This is a genomic window from Gaetbulibacter aestuarii (assembly GCF_039537665.1).
Taxonomy (GTDB): Bacteria; Bacteroidota; Bacteroidia; order Flavobacteriales; family Flavobacteriaceae; genus Gaetbulibacter_A; species Gaetbulibacter_A aestuarii.
Genome location: NZ_BAABAY010000001.1, coordinates 114,636 through 131,527 on the forward strand (window position 1 = coordinate 114,636; position 16,892 = coordinate 131,527).

Annotated in this window: 14 protein-coding genes; 13 read left to right on the top strand and 1 reads right to left on the bottom strand. The window is 34.7% G+C overall.

The annotated features are described in order from the left end of the window. The first annotated feature begins 66 nt into the window (after window positions 1-66). Genes ABD682_RS00400 through ABD682_RS00425 form a run of 6 tightly spaced genes read left to right on the top strand, consistent with a single transcriptional unit; the run spans window position 67 to window position 10,654 of the window. Window positions 67-3,009 carry a SusC/RagA family TonB-linked outer membrane protein gene (locus ABD682_RS00400; protein WP_344737803.1) on the top strand — a complete coding sequence of 981 codons (2,943 nt, stop codon included), beginning with the start codon at window positions 67-69 and terminating at the stop codon, window positions 3,007-3,009. Between the two features lie 18 nt (window positions 3,010-3,027). Continuing rightward, window positions 3,028-4,587 (top strand): RagB/SusD family nutrient uptake outer membrane protein, encoded by a 1,560-nt coding sequence (locus ABD682_RS00405; protein ID WP_344737805.1) that lies wholly within the window; start codon window positions 3,028-3,030, stop codon window positions 4,585-4,587. A 31-nt stretch (window positions 4,588-4,618) separates the two neighbouring features. Next, window positions 4,619-5,788, top strand: coding sequence for a SusE domain-containing protein (locus tag ABD682_RS00410; RefSeq protein ID WP_344737807.1), 1,170 nt, complete (start codon window positions 4,619-4,621; stop codon window positions 5,786-5,788). A 32-nt stretch (window positions 5,789-5,820) separates the two neighbouring features. After that, window positions 5,821-6,873 carry a glycoside hydrolase family 53 protein gene (locus ABD682_RS00415; protein ID WP_344737809.1) on the top strand — a complete coding sequence of 351 codons (1,053 nt, stop codon included), beginning with the start codon at window positions 5,821-5,823 and terminating at the stop codon, window positions 6,871-6,873. An 8-nt stretch (window positions 6,874-6,881) separates the two neighbouring features. Beyond that, window positions 6,882-9,236, top strand: coding sequence for a glycoside hydrolase family 2 TIM barrel-domain containing protein (locus tag ABD682_RS00420; RefSeq protein WP_344737811.1), 2,355 nt, complete (start codon window positions 6,882-6,884; stop codon window positions 9,234-9,236). Continuing rightward, window positions 9,236-10,654, top strand: coding sequence for a polysaccharide deacetylase family protein (locus ABD682_RS00425; protein ID WP_344737813.1), 1,419 nt, complete (start codon window positions 9,236-9,238; stop codon window positions 10,652-10,654). Before ABD682_RS00420 ends, ABD682_RS00425 begins: the two co-directional genes overlap by 1 nt. Before the next feature lie 22 nt (window positions 10,655-10,676). Here the strand turns inward: ABD682_RS00425 and ABD682_RS00430 are convergent, their stop codons facing one another. Further along, a complete protein-coding gene (locus ABD682_RS00430; RefSeq protein WP_344737815.1) occupies window positions 10,677-10,910 on the bottom strand; it encodes a hypothetical protein in 234 nt (77 codons plus the stop codon). A 93-nt stretch (window positions 10,911-11,003) separates the two neighbouring features. Here ABD682_RS00430 and ABD682_RS00435 point away from each other — a divergent pair, with 93 nt between their 5' ends. The 7 genes from ABD682_RS00435 to ABD682_RS00465 all read left to right on the top strand — a co-directional run bounded on the left by ABD682_RS00435 (window position 11,004) and on the right by ABD682_RS00465 (window position 16,724). Beyond that, the gene (locus ABD682_RS00435) at window positions 11,004-11,213 is read left to right on the top strand and encodes a hypothetical protein (RefSeq protein WP_344737817.1); all 210 of its coding nucleotides are present in this window, start codon (window positions 11,004-11,006) and stop codon (window positions 11,211-11,213) included. A 163-nt stretch (window positions 11,214-11,376) separates the two neighbouring features. Continuing rightward, window positions 11,377-12,966, top strand: a complete 1,590-nt coding sequence (locus ABD682_RS00440; protein ID WP_344737819.1) for a zinc-dependent metalloprotease — start codon at window positions 11,377-11,379, stop codon at window positions 12,964-12,966. 14 nt (window positions 12,967-12,980) lie between these two features. Further along, entirely contained in the window at window positions 12,981-13,379 is a 399-nt protein-coding gene (locus tag ABD682_RS00445; RefSeq protein ID WP_344737821.1) for a hypothetical protein, read from the top strand. A 641-nt stretch (window positions 13,380-14,020) separates the two neighbouring features. Beyond that, window positions 14,021-15,055, top strand: a complete 1,035-nt coding sequence (locus tag ABD682_RS00450; RefSeq protein WP_344737823.1) for a hypothetical protein — start codon at window positions 14,021-14,023, stop codon at window positions 15,053-15,055. Window positions 15,056-15,226: 171 nt separating this feature from the next. After that, on the top strand, window positions 15,227-15,472 hold the full coding sequence (locus ABD682_RS00455) for a hypothetical protein (RefSeq protein WP_344737825.1): 246 nt from the start codon (window positions 15,227-15,229) through the stop codon (window positions 15,470-15,472). Continuing rightward, complete coding sequence (locus tag ABD682_RS00460) at window positions 15,473-15,973, top strand: hypothetical protein (RefSeq protein ID WP_344737827.1); 501 nt, start codon at window positions 15,473-15,475, stop codon at window positions 15,971-15,973. It abuts the gene before it with no gap. A 37-nt stretch (window positions 15,974-16,010) separates the two neighbouring features. Then, window positions 16,011-16,724 (top strand): hypothetical protein, encoded by a 714-nt coding sequence (locus ABD682_RS00465; RefSeq protein WP_344737829.1) that lies wholly within the window; start codon window positions 16,011-16,013, stop codon window positions 16,722-16,724. The last annotated feature ends 168 nt before the right edge of the window (window positions 16,725-16,892 follow it).

A 16,892-nucleotide genomic window follows, 5' to 3' on the forward strand; every position in this document is an offset into this window, starting at 1 on the left:
TTTACCCCCACTAACCTACCGTAGTAAGTAAATTTGAATACCAATTACTAACTAAACTAATTTTGTATGGAACAAAATGTACCATTAAAGGTTTTGCAGCCAAAAACCTTTTTATCAATGCTTCTATTTCTATTTTGTGCTTTGGCCATAGGTCAAACCAAAACAATTTCTGGTAAGGTATTCGACAAATCCTCAAATCCTTTGATTGGAGCGTCTGTATTAGCCAAAGGAACCAATACCGGAACGGTTACGGATTTTGACGGCCAATTCACTTTAACCATTAATGACAATGTAAGTACCTTAATCATTTCTTATCTCGGATATGTAACTCAAGAAGTTACTTTAGGAGATCAAAATTCACTTGTTATTACCTTGGAGGAAGACACCAAAGCTTTAGATGAAGTGGTTATTATCGGTTACGGAACTCAGAAAAAGAAGGATTTAACGGGCTCTGTAGCATCAATAAGTACAGAGGATTTTCAAAAAGCTCCTGTTACCAATGTAGAAGGACTTATTGCCAATAAATTGCCGGGTATTCAAACAACGCCTTTTAGTGGAAAACCCGGTGCAGGAAGTAATATTTTGATTCGAGGAGGCTCATCTTTAAATGCGAGTAATGATCCATTATTTGTAGTAGACGGTGTTCCTTTGGAAGGTTGGAATGACGGGCCAGGAATATTAAGCCAATTGAATCCTAATGATATTGAAAGTTTTACCGTTCTTAAAGATGCATCCGCATCCGCAATTTATGGATCTCGTGCCTCAAACGGTGTTATTATTATTACGACTAAAAAAGGAAATTTAAGTGGCGAAACGAAAGTCAATATTTCCTCGACTACGCGGGTTTCAAAAATTATAAATAAGGCTTCTGTACTATCTGCTGACCAATACAGAGCATTGGTAAATGAAATAGGTTATAGTAATACACCACCTGGCAATGCCAATACAGATTGGCAAGATGAAGTGTACCAAATTGCGTTGGCTACCGAAAACAATATTAGTGTTTCAGGAGCTATTAAAAAAACATTACCATACCGAGCGTCAGTTAGTTACCTCGATCAAGACGGTATTCTAAAAACGGGCAATTACAAACGCTTAACAGCTTTGGTTAATTTAAATCCAAAGTTTTTTGATAACCACCTTAAAGTTAATCTGAACTTAAAAGGTTCCCTAGAGGATCAGCGCATTGCTAACGAAAGTGCTTTATGGACATCTACGGCGTTTGACCCTACCCAACCTGTTTATGTAGATGATCAAACCTATGGTGGTTATTTTCAATATACCCAATTCGCATCAAATCCCGCTTTAGCCATTATTAATCCGGTGAGTATGCTGTATCAGGTAACCAATAAAAGCGAAAACAAAAGAAGTGTTGGAAATATTCAACTTGATTATTCCTTACATTTTTTACCGGATTTACATGTAAATGTTAATGCTGGTTATGATATTGCTCGTGGAACCTACAGAGCTTCAGCTCCGGCGAACTATTTTCCATCTAATATTTCCGGTGGTTATATTTATGATGCAAACCCTTCAACTGAAGTCAAAAACACCCTTCTGGAATCCTATTTGTTTTACAGTAAGGAATTGGAATCTATTAAGAGTAAATTTGATATCACCGTTGGGTACTCCTACAATGATTTTGTAACTACAAATTATTTTTATCCAACCTATAAAGCTGATGGCACAAAACAGCCCAATAGCGATCCTACATTTCCATTCGACAAGCCAAGTCATTCCATCATATCATTTTATGGAAGACTTAATTACACCTTGAATGAAAAATATTTATTGACAGCTTCACTTCGTGATGATGGATCATCCAGATTCCCTGATAAGAATAGATGGGGTCTTTTCCCATCCGTTGCATTAGCCTGGAAAATAAATCAAGAAAATTTCCTTAAAAATAGCAAGGTTGTTTCCAATTTGAAACTTCGATTAAGTTATGGTGTAACAGGTCAGCAAGACGGTATTGGAAACTATGTTTACATTCCCGGTTATTCCCTTGGTAATGCTTCAAATCAATATACTTTCGGAAACACGCCATATACCACAGTTTCTCCCGGAGTGTATAATCCAGATCTAAAATGGGAGCAAACCGAAGCAGCAAATATTGGTTTAGACTTTGGTTTTTTAGACAATAGAATTAATGGAAGTATCGATGTGTACCAAAAAAAGACGAAAGATTTACTAAACAATACGATCATACCATTGGGTGTTAATTTTGGAAATTCCTTGCTTCTGAACATTGGTAATATGGAAAATAAAGGTGTAGAATTCTCACTAAACGCCATTCCAATTCAAAAGGATGATATGAATTGGGATATCAATTTCAATTTTACTTATAACGAAGGTAAAATAACCAAACTCAGTAACACCAATGATAGCGGCGTAGGATTATTTAGTAGTAGCACCATAGTGAATACCGTTGGTTATCCTCGAAACACATTCTATCTCTATCATCAGGTGTATAACCAAAATGGAATGCCCATTGAAGGTCAGATGCGTGATTTAAATAACGATGGCATTTTGAATGCCGATGACCGTTACATCACCGATAAATCTACGGCACCTAGATACCTTATGGGTTTCAGTACCAATTTCGCCTGGAAAAAATGGAGTTTGAGTACTTCTTTGCATGCTAATTTGGATCATTACATGTTTTTCCACCCCTATGATAACACCGTGGCAATAACGAATTATCAAGTATCACAAAATCTAAATACATTATACTATAAAACGCTTTTTAGTCATAATGACCCGGCTCAAGGCTATAGTGATTTCTATTTGCAAAATGCTTCATTTCTCAAAATGGATAATATCACATTGGGGTACAATTTTGGAAAAACACTGGTCAACTCAACTGTTGGTCTTAGCATAAATGCATCTGTGCAAAATGTATTTACAATTACAAACTATGATGGATTAGATCCGGAATCAACAGGAGGTTATGAGAATTCCTATCCAGTTCCCCGAGTATATGCCCTGGGATTAAATATTAACTTTTAACCTAATAACTAAATAAACATGAAAACTTCGAACAAAACAATTAATAAATGGGTTTTTACAGTAATACTTTTAGTTATTACAGCCAATTTTAACTCATGTACAGATGACCTAAATAAACTACCTCAAAACACATTAACGAACGATAAACAATACAACAGTGTAGAGGGTTATAAGCAAAGTTTAGCTTCGGTTTATTCAAATCTGGTTTACAATACATTTCTAAGGTTTTATTGGAGTATGCAGGAATATTCCACAGACATGGCAGTAAGCACCTGGAATGATGGTGGTGATGGTATTTATCATGAATTGGCCTGGAGTGCTGATTCACCTGCAATTACCAATGTATATAATGCTTCCCTTTCAATAATAACCTTATGCAACAATTTTATTAAAGAGTCTACTGATGATATTTTGGCAGCAAGGGGATTTTCAGGAAGTGATGCTGACACCATTAAACAGTATCGCGCAGAAATTCGCTATTTACGAGCTTATTGTTTCTATATCCTTATGGATGCCTATGGAAATCCTCCCTTTCCGACGGAAGCGAATTTAGGGACATCCTCACCTGAGCAAATTCAACGCGCAGATTTATTCGCTTTCATTGAAAGTGAGTTGAAAGACATTGAACCCATGCTTGCAGATCCCAGAACAAATGAACGAGGTAGACCGGATAAAGCCGCAGATTGGGCTCTACTTTCAAGAATGTACTTGAACGCCGAAGTTTATACCGGACAAGAGCACTATTCAGATGCAATAACATATTCTAAAAAGGTAATTGACGCAGGTTATCAATTGGAAACACATTATTCATGGTTAATGTTGGGCGATAACTATTTAAATACGAATGAGTTTATCTGGACCATTAATTTCAACAATACGGATATCACCTGGTATGGTACCAACTTTTTATCTCTTGGTGCGGCTGGGGTTCCTGCCTCCATAAATGGCATGTCTGGAAGCTGGAATGCCTTTCGTTTTACACAACAAATTCCGGCTCTGTTCCCAACTTCAGATACTTCTATAGATAAAAGAGCCCAATTTTATACTAATGGGCAGAATTTGGAAGTAAATAATATTTCAACCAGTACAGACGGTTATTCTGCCTATAAATACAGAAATGTAAACCGGGATGGCTCCGCAATAACGCAAAATAACAATTACGGTAATATAGCAGATATTGATTTTCCGGTGTTCCGTTTAGCAGAAATTTACCTGACCTACGCTGAGGCTGTTTTAAGAGGAGGAACTGGAGGTGATATGTCTACAGCTTTAAATTATGTTAATCAAATTAGAGGGCGTGCTTATGCAAATGATCCAAATAGCACCGAAGGAAATATTACGGCATCTGATTTAACACTTGATTTTATTTTAGATGAAAAAGCCCGTGAATTCTATTGGGAAGCACAGCGTCGTACAGATCTTGTTCGTTATGATAAACTAACCTCAGGAAGCTATTTATGGGCCTGGAAAGGCGGTATCAAAGAAGGACGTGCGGTTGACGATAAATATAACTTATTCCCTATTCCTACGGCTGACTTACTAGCTAATCCAAACTTAAAGCAAATTGATGGCTTCTAAAATTAGACTTGAAAATATTAAACATATCATTATGAAAAAGCTTCTTAAAATAGTATTTACCCTAATTGTTCCCATGTTTGCGCTACATTCCTGTAGTAACGATCTGGAAACAGCTACTGTTACTAAACCAAATGACGGTGATTTTAAATTAACTTCGAGTGTCGATAATGTGACCCTCGAAAAGGAAAATGCCGAAAGTCAAACGGCCATTACATTTAGTTGGGATAAATCATGGTACGGCGTTGATACACCAACGAATTTTACCATTCAAATTGATTCCCTGGGCGGTGATTTTTCTGAACCTGCAATTTCTGAACTCATTGAAAATGAAAAATCATATACACATGCCGAACTAAATTACATCGCGCTAAAATTCAAATTAGATCCGGATGTTGAAGGACAATTAAAAGTGCGTTTGAAGGCCAATCTTAAGTATGATGCTATGCCGGTTTACTCGGACACAAAGGTCATTTCAGTAACACCATTCAGTACGTTGAATTTGAAATATGCGATGCCGGCTGGTTTGTATATTCAGGGTGATGCCGTAGCTTCCAACTGGAATTATCCGATACCCGACGAACAAAAAATGGTTCAAATTGACAATCATAGATTTGGATTAATATTAAACCTAATAGGAGGTAAAAACTTTGCATTTATAACCAGTTCTTCAGGTTGGTCAGACCCTGCCTACGTAGCTCCGGACAATACAGTGCCAGCCGAAGGGGGAGAATTTATTCCTTCCGGTTCCAATACAACACCTGCATGGGGAGGTACTCCAATGAAATCTCCTGCAGATTCCGGCACCTATAAGATTATTATTGATTTTGTAGAAGGCACCTATTCTGTTGAACCAGAGCCCTCGATAATGGCAGTTCCAGATGAGCTCTACATTATTGGTGATGCTACGCCGCTTGGTTGGTCTACTGGTCCTTCTCAAAAATTTACAAAAGTTGATGATTACACCTTTACTATTACCGTTCCTCTTACAGAAGGAAAATACGATTTCATTTCAGCATTAACCTGGAGCGATCCGGCGTATAAGGCAAAAACGGGATCTGAGCCATTAATGGGTGGCAACTTTATAGAATCCGGTTCTGCTACGGTACCAGCATGGGGTGGTTACGATATAACAGCACCGGCAGCTGGAACCTATACTATTACGGTTAACTTCAAATCAGGAACCTACGTGCTTTCATTATAAAGCAGAATTATAATTTACAAAGGAATAATCACATGCGTTTAAAACTTTTATTTAAGCTTATAATCATTCTAGCTCTGGCGGGGTCATGCAGTGCTCAGGATAAAAATCAAAGTCTGCCCGAAGCACCTTTACCCGTAAATGACAACTTTGCTAAAGGAGCCGACGTAGGTTGGTTGTCTCAGATGGAAGCTACCGGTTATACCTTTTATGACACTGATGGCAGTCCAAAAGATTGTTTGAAACTTTTGAAAGATAGAGGTATCAATACCATTCGTCTTCGAGTTTTTGTAAATCCCTCTGATGATAAATTAACGGGACACTGCAGTAAAGAAGAAACTGTAGCCATGGCCGTGCGCGCTCAAAACCTCGGTATGAGAATCATGATCGATTTTCATTATAGTGATTCCTGGGCAGATCCCGGCAAACAAAATAAACCGGCGGCCTGGGTAAATCATACTTTTGAAGAATTGAAGAATGATGTTTATGATCACACTTTTGATGTCCTTTCTGCTCTAAAAACAGCAGGAGTTACACCGGAATGGGTACAAATTGGAAATGAAATACCCGGAGGCATGCTTTGGCCGGATGGAAGTACAGATAATTTCGGACAATTAGCGCAATTACTGAATAAAGGCTATGAAGCGACCAAAGCGATAGATAAAAATATCCAGGTTATCGTACACATAGATCAAGGAAATAATAACGCCCGATTCAGATGGTTTTTTGACCAGGCGACCGCGAATAATGTGAAGTATGACATTATAGGTTTGTCCTATTACCCCTTTTGGTTAAAAACGGATTACACAGAAAATATCGCTGACCTGGAATATAACCTTAAAGATATGGTGTCTCGTTATGACAAAGACGTCATGGTTGTTGAAGTCGGTGAAGATTATCAAAAGGTACAAACCACCTATGGTATGTTAAAAGCAGTTATAAAAGCCGTAAAAAGTGTTCCAAATAATAGAGGTTTGGGCGTGGTTTACTGGGAACCCGAAGGAGCAAAAAGCTGGAGTGGCTATCAACTCAACGCCTGGCAGGATAATGGACAACCTTCACCGGCGTTGGACGCCTTCAAAAATTAATGTATTTCATGAGATCAGTTTTTAGAATCTTTGCTGTTTGTGCCATTTGCCTTTCTATTTTTTCTGTACCGGCTCAAAACCGAACCAAAATAAATTTTGGAACTGATTGGGAGTTTAAAATTTCCGAAAGTATACCAACCGATTGGGAAAAGGTTATGCTTCCACATACGGCTAAAATTGAACCTTTGGTTGTAAATAACCAATTCCAGGGGACCTTCTGGTATCAAAAAACATTTAATGCGCCATTTTCAAAAAACCAAAAGGTCTTTTTGTATTTCGAAGGCGTTATGCAGATGGCCGATATTTGGATCAATGATCAAAAAGTTTGCTCTCACACAGGAGGCTATTTACCCTTCATCATTGATATTACGCCTTATCTGAATAAGAGAGGTAAGAATATCATCAGAGTAAAAGGAAACAATGATGACAACCCCAATTTTCCTCCGGGAAAACCTTTAAACGAATTGGATTTTAATTATTACGGTGGCATTTACCGTAATGTCTACCTAATTACAACGGATAAATTACATATTACCAATTCTATGGAAGCCAATAAAGCTGGAAGTGGTGGACTTTATGTTAATTTTGATTCTATATCTAAGGATAATGCCTCAGGGGTTATCCAAACCCATATTAAAAATGATTACTCAAAGGATAAAAGCGTTGTTTTAAATTATTTCTTAACTGATAAGAATGGTAAAAAACTTGAGTTTACCTCAGAACCCTTTACGATAAAGTCAAATTCCGATAAAGAAATCATTCAGAAAATTCAAGTTAAAAACCCAAAATTATGGTCAATTTCTCAGCCGAATTTATATCAATTAGAGGTTCAAATTATTTCGAATAATCAAATTATTGATTCCTACTGTGAAACCATTGGCATCCGAAAATCAGAAATTAGAGATGATGGCTATTACCTCAATAATAAAAAATTATTTATCCGCGGAACGAATGAACATCAGGAATATCCATATTTAGGCTATGCGATTTCAGATGATGCACAATACCGGGATGCCGTAAAAATTAAAAATGCAGGTTTTGATTTTGTACGTATGTCCCATTATCCGCATGCAGAGGCGTTTATGAAAGCCTGTGATGAACTCGGAATTTTGGTAATGAACAGCTTAACAGGTTGGCAATTCTTTGGAAATGAAAAATTTCAGGAAAATGCGATTCAGGACATCAGGGATATGGCCAGAAGAGACCGGAATCATCCTTCTGTAATTTTTTGGGAAGCCTCATTAAATGAAACCGGTATGAGCAAAGCTTTTATGGCTAAAGCATCGTCTGCCTTAAAAGAAGAACTCAAATTTGGAAATTATTATAGCGCTTGTTGGATCGATAATCCCAATTACGATTTGTTTATTCCGGCGCGCCAGCACGCCAAACCACCAAATTACTGGAATAACTATGCCAATGGAAATAAGAAAATATTTGTTGCCGAATATGGTGATTGGGAGTATTATGCTCAGAATGCCGGATTCAATCAAACCCAATTCTCAAATTTAAAAAAAGAAGCACGCTCCTCCCGGCAATTGCGGGCACACGGCGAAGAACGATTATTGCAACAGGCATTTAATTTTCAGGAGGCTGCCAATTCAAATCGAAAAGGGAAAAATATTATTGGTGATGCCAACTGGTTGATGTTCGATTATAATCGCGGCTATAGTAATGATATCGAAAGTTCCGGAATCAGTGATGTTTTTAGAATTCCCAAATTTTCCTACTACTTCTATCAAAGTCAGCGTGATGCCAATATGAAATTAAATCCTAAGCTAAACTCAGGACCAATGGTTAAAATTGCCAGTTACTGGACCGAAAAATCCCCTTTAGATTTAACTGTCTACAGTAATTGTGAAGAGGTCGCATTATATTTGAATGATTCTTTGGTCACTAAAAAATCTCCGGAAATAACCCCTTATAATGATGCCTTAAAGCACCCGCCGTTTACCTTTCATATTAAAAAATTTATTCCGGGAACATTGCGGGCTGAAGGCTATTTAAATGGAAAAAAAGTGGCCGAATATAGCGTTAAAACACCGCAAAGCCCTACTAAAATCTTATTAAGTTATGATCTCTCATCAAAGGAAATAAATCCTGACTTTCCGGACATGGTTTTTGTTTATGCAAAAATTACGGATCACAATGGCACTTTAGTTCCATGGTATAACTCTCAAATTTCATTTTCAATTGACGGAGAAGATGCTAAATTAGTAGGAAAGAATCCAATACAAGCTGAGGCTGGTATTGCCACAATTGTTTTAAGAACAACAAGGTTTAAAAAACCAATAATAATCTCGGCGAAGGGAGAAGGTTTAGAACCGGCCAAACTAAATATCGAAAACAAAACAAAAATTGAGTAATGCGTAAAATAGTCATTTTATTCCTTAGTTTGTTTGTGATGAGTTCCTGTTCTGCCCAAAATAAGGCAGGGGAAGACACTGAAAACCTGGATTATCTCTACCCATCCCCTGATATCATCATACCTCATCATTTGGAATGGGATCGGAAGCATTACAATGAAAAAATTCAGGAATTTAAGGCAAATCCGCTTCATTTTGGAGATATTGTTTTATTAGGAAATAGTATCACAGAAAAAGGAGGCGATTGGAGTAAAAGATTTAATAATCCTAAAGTTAGAAATAGAGGTATTGCAGGTGACGTCACAGAGGGAGTCATAAATAGATTAGCAGAGATCTATTATTATAAGCCCGAGAAGCTATTTTTGTTGATTGGTATTAATGACATGTTTCGCGCTGATTTATCACCTAAGAATATCTCAGATAATATTTTTGAAATTGTAAATACAATTCACTCAAAATCTCCCGAAACACAGATATATGTTCAAACAATTTTACCAACGATCAACCAGTATTTGGTAAATAAAATTAAAGAGACGAATGACATAATAAAATCATCTCTTCCGGATTTTTGTATCCTTATAGATCTTCATTCCATTTTTGCTGACCAAAATGATTTAATTATAGAAGAATACGCTGTTGATGGCGTTCACCCCTCAGAAGCTGGTTATAAACTATGGACGAATTACATTAAAGGTTATGTAAATAATACAAATAAACCGGCAAGATCAACAAAAACGGGAAAGGTATTTGATACTAAAAACATGGATAGCCTACCATTAATACCTAAACGTTTTCTACAATTAGAAAATTCAGGTTCAGGCTACTGTTTGGTTAGAGGCAATCCAAATAAAAAAACGGTGGCTTTAACTTTTGATGACGGACCAACCGAAATTTCGACAAGAATTTTAAATGTTTTAGAAAAAGAAAATGTCAAAGCTACATTTTTCTGGCTAGGTCAAAACATAATTAAACACCCCGAACTGGTATCAAAAGCTAAAAAAGAAGGCCATTTAATTGCAAATCATAGTTGGGATCATGCGAATGGAACTGAGCTTGGGAATGAAACATTGTGGGAAACTGAAGTTTTTAAAACTTTTAATGCCCTGAAAAGGTTTGGTATTAATTCTCAATATTATAGACCTCCATTTGGAGGAATTACTGAAGACCAAATAGCTTTTCTTAAAAATAAAAATGTTACCACTGTGCTTTGGTCGATCACTACTTTGGATTGGGACAACACACAAAATAGTAAAGAAGAAATGGTTGCCAGGTTTAAAAATTATCTCCAAAATGGTTCTATTGTGCTCATGCATGATTTTGATTTTGGTAATGCAGAGGCTAAATTGAAAGCTTTAGATCGAATAATTCGTTATGGAAAGGACAATGGGTTTGAATTTGTTACTGTAAACATTATTTAATTTTTATATGTTTAGTTAATTCTTAAGTCTTCCTCCAGGTAAGTAAGGCTAAAAAAAGAGAAATAACAGCAGAAGATATCCAAAATACGGAAATACTATCAAAATTGTACATAGTAACGCCATCTATTACGGATTTATTATTTTCAATGAGATAGCCACTTGCAATATCCTGAATACCTGCCGCTAAATAACTCATAATTCCAACAATACCTAATGCAGCACCTGATGCCTGTTTGGGCGCTATATCTACAGCCATTAGACCTCCTAAATAGCAGATTAAAGCTCCAATTCCCAAGCCAAAAATAATCGTACTTATCACTTCTAGTCAACAAATATTTTTAGATCCCAGATGAAAAATTTTAAACGCGTTTGCCACAAAGGCGAATTAAAAAGCCGACTAAATGGTTTGGCCGAAGATTATTTAAACGAATTGATCTATAAAGCAATCAAAATGTTTCGAGGCTACAGTACCGAAAAAGCGAAAAAAACCAGGCTACTGACCAAGAAGGAAGCCAAATTTGTCATGGTTGAAGTTGGGGAGCTGGAGCATGGTGAATAAATGACGAAAAAATAATTTGGATTTTCTGCATTTTATCTAATTAATAGTAAAAATCATTAAATGATATAAGAATTTTTCTATATTTAGTGATAATAACTATAATTCAACCAAACACGATTGTGTTTAGCAATACGTTGGGCATAATTTAAAAACAACAATCCGAATGAGAAAAGAATTACTACTATTGGTTTTAATTTTATCATCTAATTTTATTTTGGGGCAAGATTACTGTGCTACTACTAAAAATTCTCCTGTCAAAAATTACACATCCTTATCAAGGATGCTTTATGCTAACAGTTCTAACGAGGAAACACTTTGTTTAAACGTTTATTTTCATATTGTTAGAGAAGATAATGGAACAGGAGGAATACCAGCTTACCAAACAAGTGTAATAATAAATGAATTAAATTCACAGTTCAGCAATTATAATATTGCTTTCAATAAAATCGGACAAGATTTTATTAATAACTCTTCTTTAAATAATATTGCATTTCCCTCTGAAATTGCAAGCTTAATATCAACAAATAACATTTCTGGTGCAATCAACTTTTATATTGTTGACAATGCTTATTTTAATGGTTGGGCTGAAATTTTAGGTACAAATCTAATCTTAACGGATTCTGCTGCAACTACCAACGTATCGTCTCATGAAATGGGACATTGCCTAAACCTATATCATACTCATGAAACACAATTCGGACTTGAAACTGCCGACAATTGCAGTTATGCAGGTGATTTGATTTGTGATACTCCGCCAGATACAGGATTAAGAAATCCTGGGAACAATACTAATCCTTATTGGGTAGATTCAAATTGTAATTATACTAAAAATGACGGGTATAATCCAGATACAGAAAATATAATGTCATATACAAGCCCAACTTGTTTAAAACATTTTACCAATCAGCAAGGGTTGAGAATGAGGGATGCTATTTTGAATTCCCCTATTTTGCAATCTGTAATAAGTTGTAGTTGTACCGCTACTGCCTTATTAGGGAAAACTACTATTTGTAGTGATGAAACCACCACTTATACAGTGCCTTGTGGTTCAGTATCATTTAACGCATCATCAAACCTTCAAATATTAAACTCAACCAGTAATAGTATTACTGTAAAACCCATTAACACGTCAGTAAATGAATTGGCATCAGTTAGTGCACTTGTTAACGGTTTAACATATGTCAAGGAAATTTGGATAGGCAAACCAAAAGTTGATGTTTTACTTAACCCTGATTCTAATTATGTCTATTTAGAGTTGACAGGTATTAATTCAGTTATACATAAACAGAATATCACTTATATTAAATGGGAAAAAATCTCATCAACAGGGAATCCTGTAATGGGTTCGGCAATTAACAGTTTCGAAAATTTAGCTCATGGTAACAGCACTAATTGGTCTATCAACGCAGTAATTAAAGTGGTCAACAATAGTGCTTGTGATACAACCTATGTTTACAAAACAATAACACCACCCGAACCTGACCCATGTGTAGGCTACAGAATATCAAAAACAACAGAAAATGAATTCAGTACCTTTAGTATAATAGACCCTTGTGCCAAAACAAGTTCAAATAATACTGAAAAAGTTAAGGACAAGGATATTAAGGCTGCTAAATTATATGACATCTATGGCATAGAAGTAAAAACTTATAATATCAATTCCTTCAAGACCAATGGCCTTAAAAAAGGAATCTATATATTTAAAGTTACAGTTCAAAATGAAACTGTAACGCAAAAAATAATTATTGACTAAAAAATCGAAAGAAAATGAGATCTTTAATTTATCTGTTTTGTTTAGTGTTGTCCTTTAGCTGTTCCAACAATGACAACAAACCTGAAAATAATGTACCGCAAGAACTGATTGGAAAATGGAAAATTGTGGAAATTTACTCTTCCGATGGTAGTAATGAATCATGGTCTCCTTATGATTCGGGAGAGCCTTATGATATTTGGCTAAAAAGTGACTGGTCCTATGTTAGTTTAGACAGCAACTTAGATTGTAATAACGGAAGTTTTTCAATTAATAACGACCAGATTACTTTTCTCCCATGTGCCTCTGAATATCCGCTAACAATTGAAACCATGACATTAGAAATTTTAGTCTTACGAGATAATTTCACACCTGAAGTTTATAAAACTAAATATTCTAAAGTTACAAATGAATAAAACAACTATGCCCAATAGTCCTGTATATGACCGTCGGCACATATTATAGAAATAGAGATATTTAATAAACTCAGAACAAGATTTGATAAAAACGACGATTTGAAAAAAGCATCTGAATCTGACATTTAAAAACTAAAAAAGGAATTGAAAATTAATATCCCAAATGACTTTGAACTATTCCTAACCGAGGATGGAAATATCTATACACCTGACATATTGGATATAACAGTCCAAAACGAAATTGATTTTTTTATGACGTCCAAGGGTTTTGGACGGCGGAGAAAATAAATTATAACAATCAAAACGAATGGACAGCTCAACTTTCCACTGATTTAATCCCTTTTGATTCAGATAGTACAGGAAATACTTTTGTGTTTTTAACTTCTGACCTAAAAGAAAAAAGAAAAGTTCTGCTGTTTATTTTGTGGACCACGATTTTGTCACAGTTGAAAAGATTAACTTACTCATTTTCGGAATGGATTGACAATTATTATCGGATTTAAAAAACCTGAAAACAAGAAAGGCGTATTTAAACAATTCCTTGGTTATTGCCTTTCGGGAATATTCTGCGGATTTTCCTACGGTTCAGTTTTATTTGCTAAATTGGTTACCTAAACACGCAGCAAATCTTACACGAAACGTTGGCAATAATAAAAATGAATATCGAAAATTTTAAAGAAAAATATTGGAAAGACCCCGTTTGGAGTAAAGTTATATCTTTTATCATAATTGGAATTGGAACCTTTATATTTACCACAATCTACATTTGGATTAAAAGTTTATATGAACAAGTTCCTTTAAAGGAAATAGCAAAAAGCGTATTCGAATACTTGAAATCTGAAACTAAAATAAATACTTTTCTGTTTTGGACTATTTTAATCATTTTAGGGATCTTTGCAGCGAGTTTCATTTATTCTATCTACAATAAATTTAAAAAATCGCTCGAAGAGTCAGAAAATGAGGAGGAAGCAAAACTTCATAAAACTGGAATGTCCTCAAGCGCAATTTTTTCTGGAAAACTGGCAGGAGCATTTACAGGTCAACGAGGTTTCAAATGGTATAATTCTAAAGAAGCAATAATGAGATTGGAAAAATTCTTTGAACCGCCATTAATGTATGAACCAATTGGAGAAGGTGCAACATCTACACCAATTTGGTGGTTTAGGGCTGGAAGTTCCATGTATATTGACAAATTCAGAAAACTGTCAAGAACAAAATTATTGATTGGAATTAGAGAGTTTAAGATTAAAAGAATTGGTGTTTTTGTTAGTAATTCATATTACAAATCTTTTATCTATGTTGAAACTTCTGGGGAAAAACAGACTGGAGTTTACAAACTAACAAAGGAAGATATGAAAAGACATATTGATTCCTTTGGTTATTCTTTTGAAGAATATGGATTGTTTAAAAATAAAATAAAGCTAACAAGAGAAGAATATGATGATGCTTCAAAAGTCATAAAAGGTAAAGTTGTTGATACATTTGGAGCTGAATTAAGAGTTAGATTTTTAAGTGATTATAATTTTCTAATTGCAGCAAATCAATCACCTTTTAATTCAAGTAAGTTTGATAAAGAATCGGAAATAAGTATGAATAAAATATTAAAAGGAGAAATGAAAGCTGATGATTTCATTGAAAGCCTTAAAAGATATGAAAAGAAAGATACTTATTTATAAGATACTATGGCAAAATTGGTTAAAATTAATTACTTGTTCTCGCCTACTTCTGAAAATCCTCGCAAATTTTCAGTTTGGTGCTTAATTGCAAAGTTTACCGCTAGACCACGCAACCAGTCATAGTCTAGACCGTTGCCAGTAATGTAATGAAACAAACGTCAAAACAATAAAATGAAAGAATATTTTGAGAAACTGAAATACGCAAAAAATGAATCTGAAGTTGATCGAATTTTAGATGAAATAGTTCCTATTCTGAAAAGACAAGGAATTTCACTAACTGAAATAATGATGTTTTTCAAAATGGGTGGAAATGACTATGATTTTGTACCAAAAACTCAAGACCATAGAATGACTCACTCTAACGCTGGGAAAGCTCAAGAAATTATGAGAAAACTAATGGCTAAACTAAAAGAATAGATGAATACTGAAACCGATTGGATTTCCGCTATATCAAGTACTTTAACAACAATAATTTCAGGTGGAGTTTTGTGGGTTGCATATTATCAAATTAAACAAGTGAAAATTCAGCTAAAAGGACTTGCGGAAAATCAAAAGAACAGTATACTAATGACAGTTCTTGAACTCGAAAGTGAATTGAATAAAAGAAAAGAAAGTTTTGATAATGCTAACTTTGAATTAAGAGAATACAATTTGGAACTCGAAAACTCAAAGACAAAACTAAACAAAGACCTTTTAGAAATTTATATAGATAAAATCGAAGTTTCAAAAGAGAATTATTTAAACTCACTAGACAGGCTTTCTTATTGTATTCTTCACGATTATCTTTCAGACCGAGATTGGCGAACTGAATATCGAGACACTATTTTCGAGGCAGTAGATAATTATAAAGAAAAGTATGATATAAGTTCCAGGTACAGGAATACTATTGACATCTACAACAAATGGAAAAGTGAATAAAAACGACACCACACCGATTTATTAAGCATTAAAAACAGTGTCCGAAAAAGAACAAACAGAATATTTTTTTAATTATTTATTTGAAGATAATATTCAAAATTTGAAAGAGATCGAAAATGACCCACCAGATTTTGAATTCATTTATAATGGTTCATCTTGCAGTTTGGAGCACACACGTTATTACAATTCTGGAGGAGAGAAAATCAAAGCAAAAAAGGTTTTACAAAATGAAATTATTAAGGGGACATATGATCAATATAATTTAAAAGATAACCCTCCAATAACAGTGGGTTTTGTGTTTGAAAATCACATAAATCTTAAAAGAAAAGAGATTTCATCATACTGTAAGAAATTATCCGAATTTATTATCACGAATGTTCCCAAAGAATTTAATGATGATAACTCCTTGAGCATTGAGTTTGGACTTCCAAAATACTTGAAGAGATTAAGCATTTCGAAATATAGCCATGAGTATTCATTTTGGCAATCCTATAAAGCCTATATGGTAAAAGATCTTGATTTTAAACGACTTAATAATTTGATTCAAAAAAAATCGATAAACTTAAGCAAGTACTCTAAATGTTCATATCGTTATAATTGGTTGTTAATCATTATAGAACGAGAAGAATACTCAAACTATTCCCAATTCAGTAAATCTAAATTTTTGAATTATGGTATGACGGAGAATAATTTCGATAGAATTTATTTAGCATCAATGAAACATCGTCCAGAATGTTTTAGAATAAAATAACGCGCTAAATCAACTTTTAAAATTTTTTAGTTACTCCCTGTTTATCCAAAATTCCCCGAATTTTCCTATGATTTAGTTTTATTTAATAAATTAGTTTCATGTCCAACGTCTCAAAATATGCAACGAACGTTGCCCGCAATTTTTAAAAAATAAAAGTTCACTAAATAA

Coding starts and splice junctions, on each gene's coding strand:
- ABD682_RS00400 (WP_344737803.1), top strand. CDS start 67: ATGGAACAAAATGTACCATTAAAGGTTTTGCAGCCAAAAACCTTTTTA.
- ABD682_RS00405 (WP_344737805.1), top strand. CDS start 3,028: ATGAAAACTTCGAACAAAACAATTAATAAATGGGTTTTTACAGTAATA.
- ABD682_RS00410 (WP_344737807.1), top strand. CDS start 4,619: ATGAAAAAGCTTCTTAAAATAGTATTTACCCTAATTGTTCCCATGTTT.
- ABD682_RS00415 (WP_344737809.1), top strand. CDS start 5,821: ATGCGTTTAAAACTTTTATTTAAGCTTATAATCATTCTAGCTCTGGCG.
- ABD682_RS00420 (WP_344737811.1), top strand. CDS start 6,882: ATGAGATCAGTTTTTAGAATCTTTGCTGTTTGTGCCATTTGCCTTTCT.
- ABD682_RS00425 (WP_344737813.1), top strand. CDS start 9,236: ATGCGTAAAATAGTCATTTTATTCCTTAGTTTGTTTGTGATGAGTTCC.
- ABD682_RS00430 (WP_344737815.1), bottom strand. CDS start 10,910: ATGGCTGTAGATATAGCGCCCAAACAGGCATCAGGTGCTGCATTAGGT.
- ABD682_RS00435 (WP_344737817.1), top strand. CDS start 11,004: ATGAAAAATTTTAAACGCGTTTGCCACAAAGGCGAATTAAAAAGCCGA.
- ABD682_RS00440 (WP_344737819.1), top strand. CDS start 11,377: ATGAGAAAAGAATTACTACTATTGGTTTTAATTTTATCATCTAATTTT.
- ABD682_RS00445 (WP_344737821.1), top strand. CDS start 12,981: ATGAGATCTTTAATTTATCTGTTTTGTTTAGTGTTGTCCTTTAGCTGT.
- ABD682_RS00455 (WP_344737825.1), top strand. CDS start 15,227: ATGAAAGAATATTTTGAGAAACTGAAATACGCAAAAAATGAATCTGAA.
- ABD682_RS00460 (WP_344737827.1), top strand. CDS start 15,473: ATGAATACTGAAACCGATTGGATTTCCGCTATATCAAGTACTTTAACA.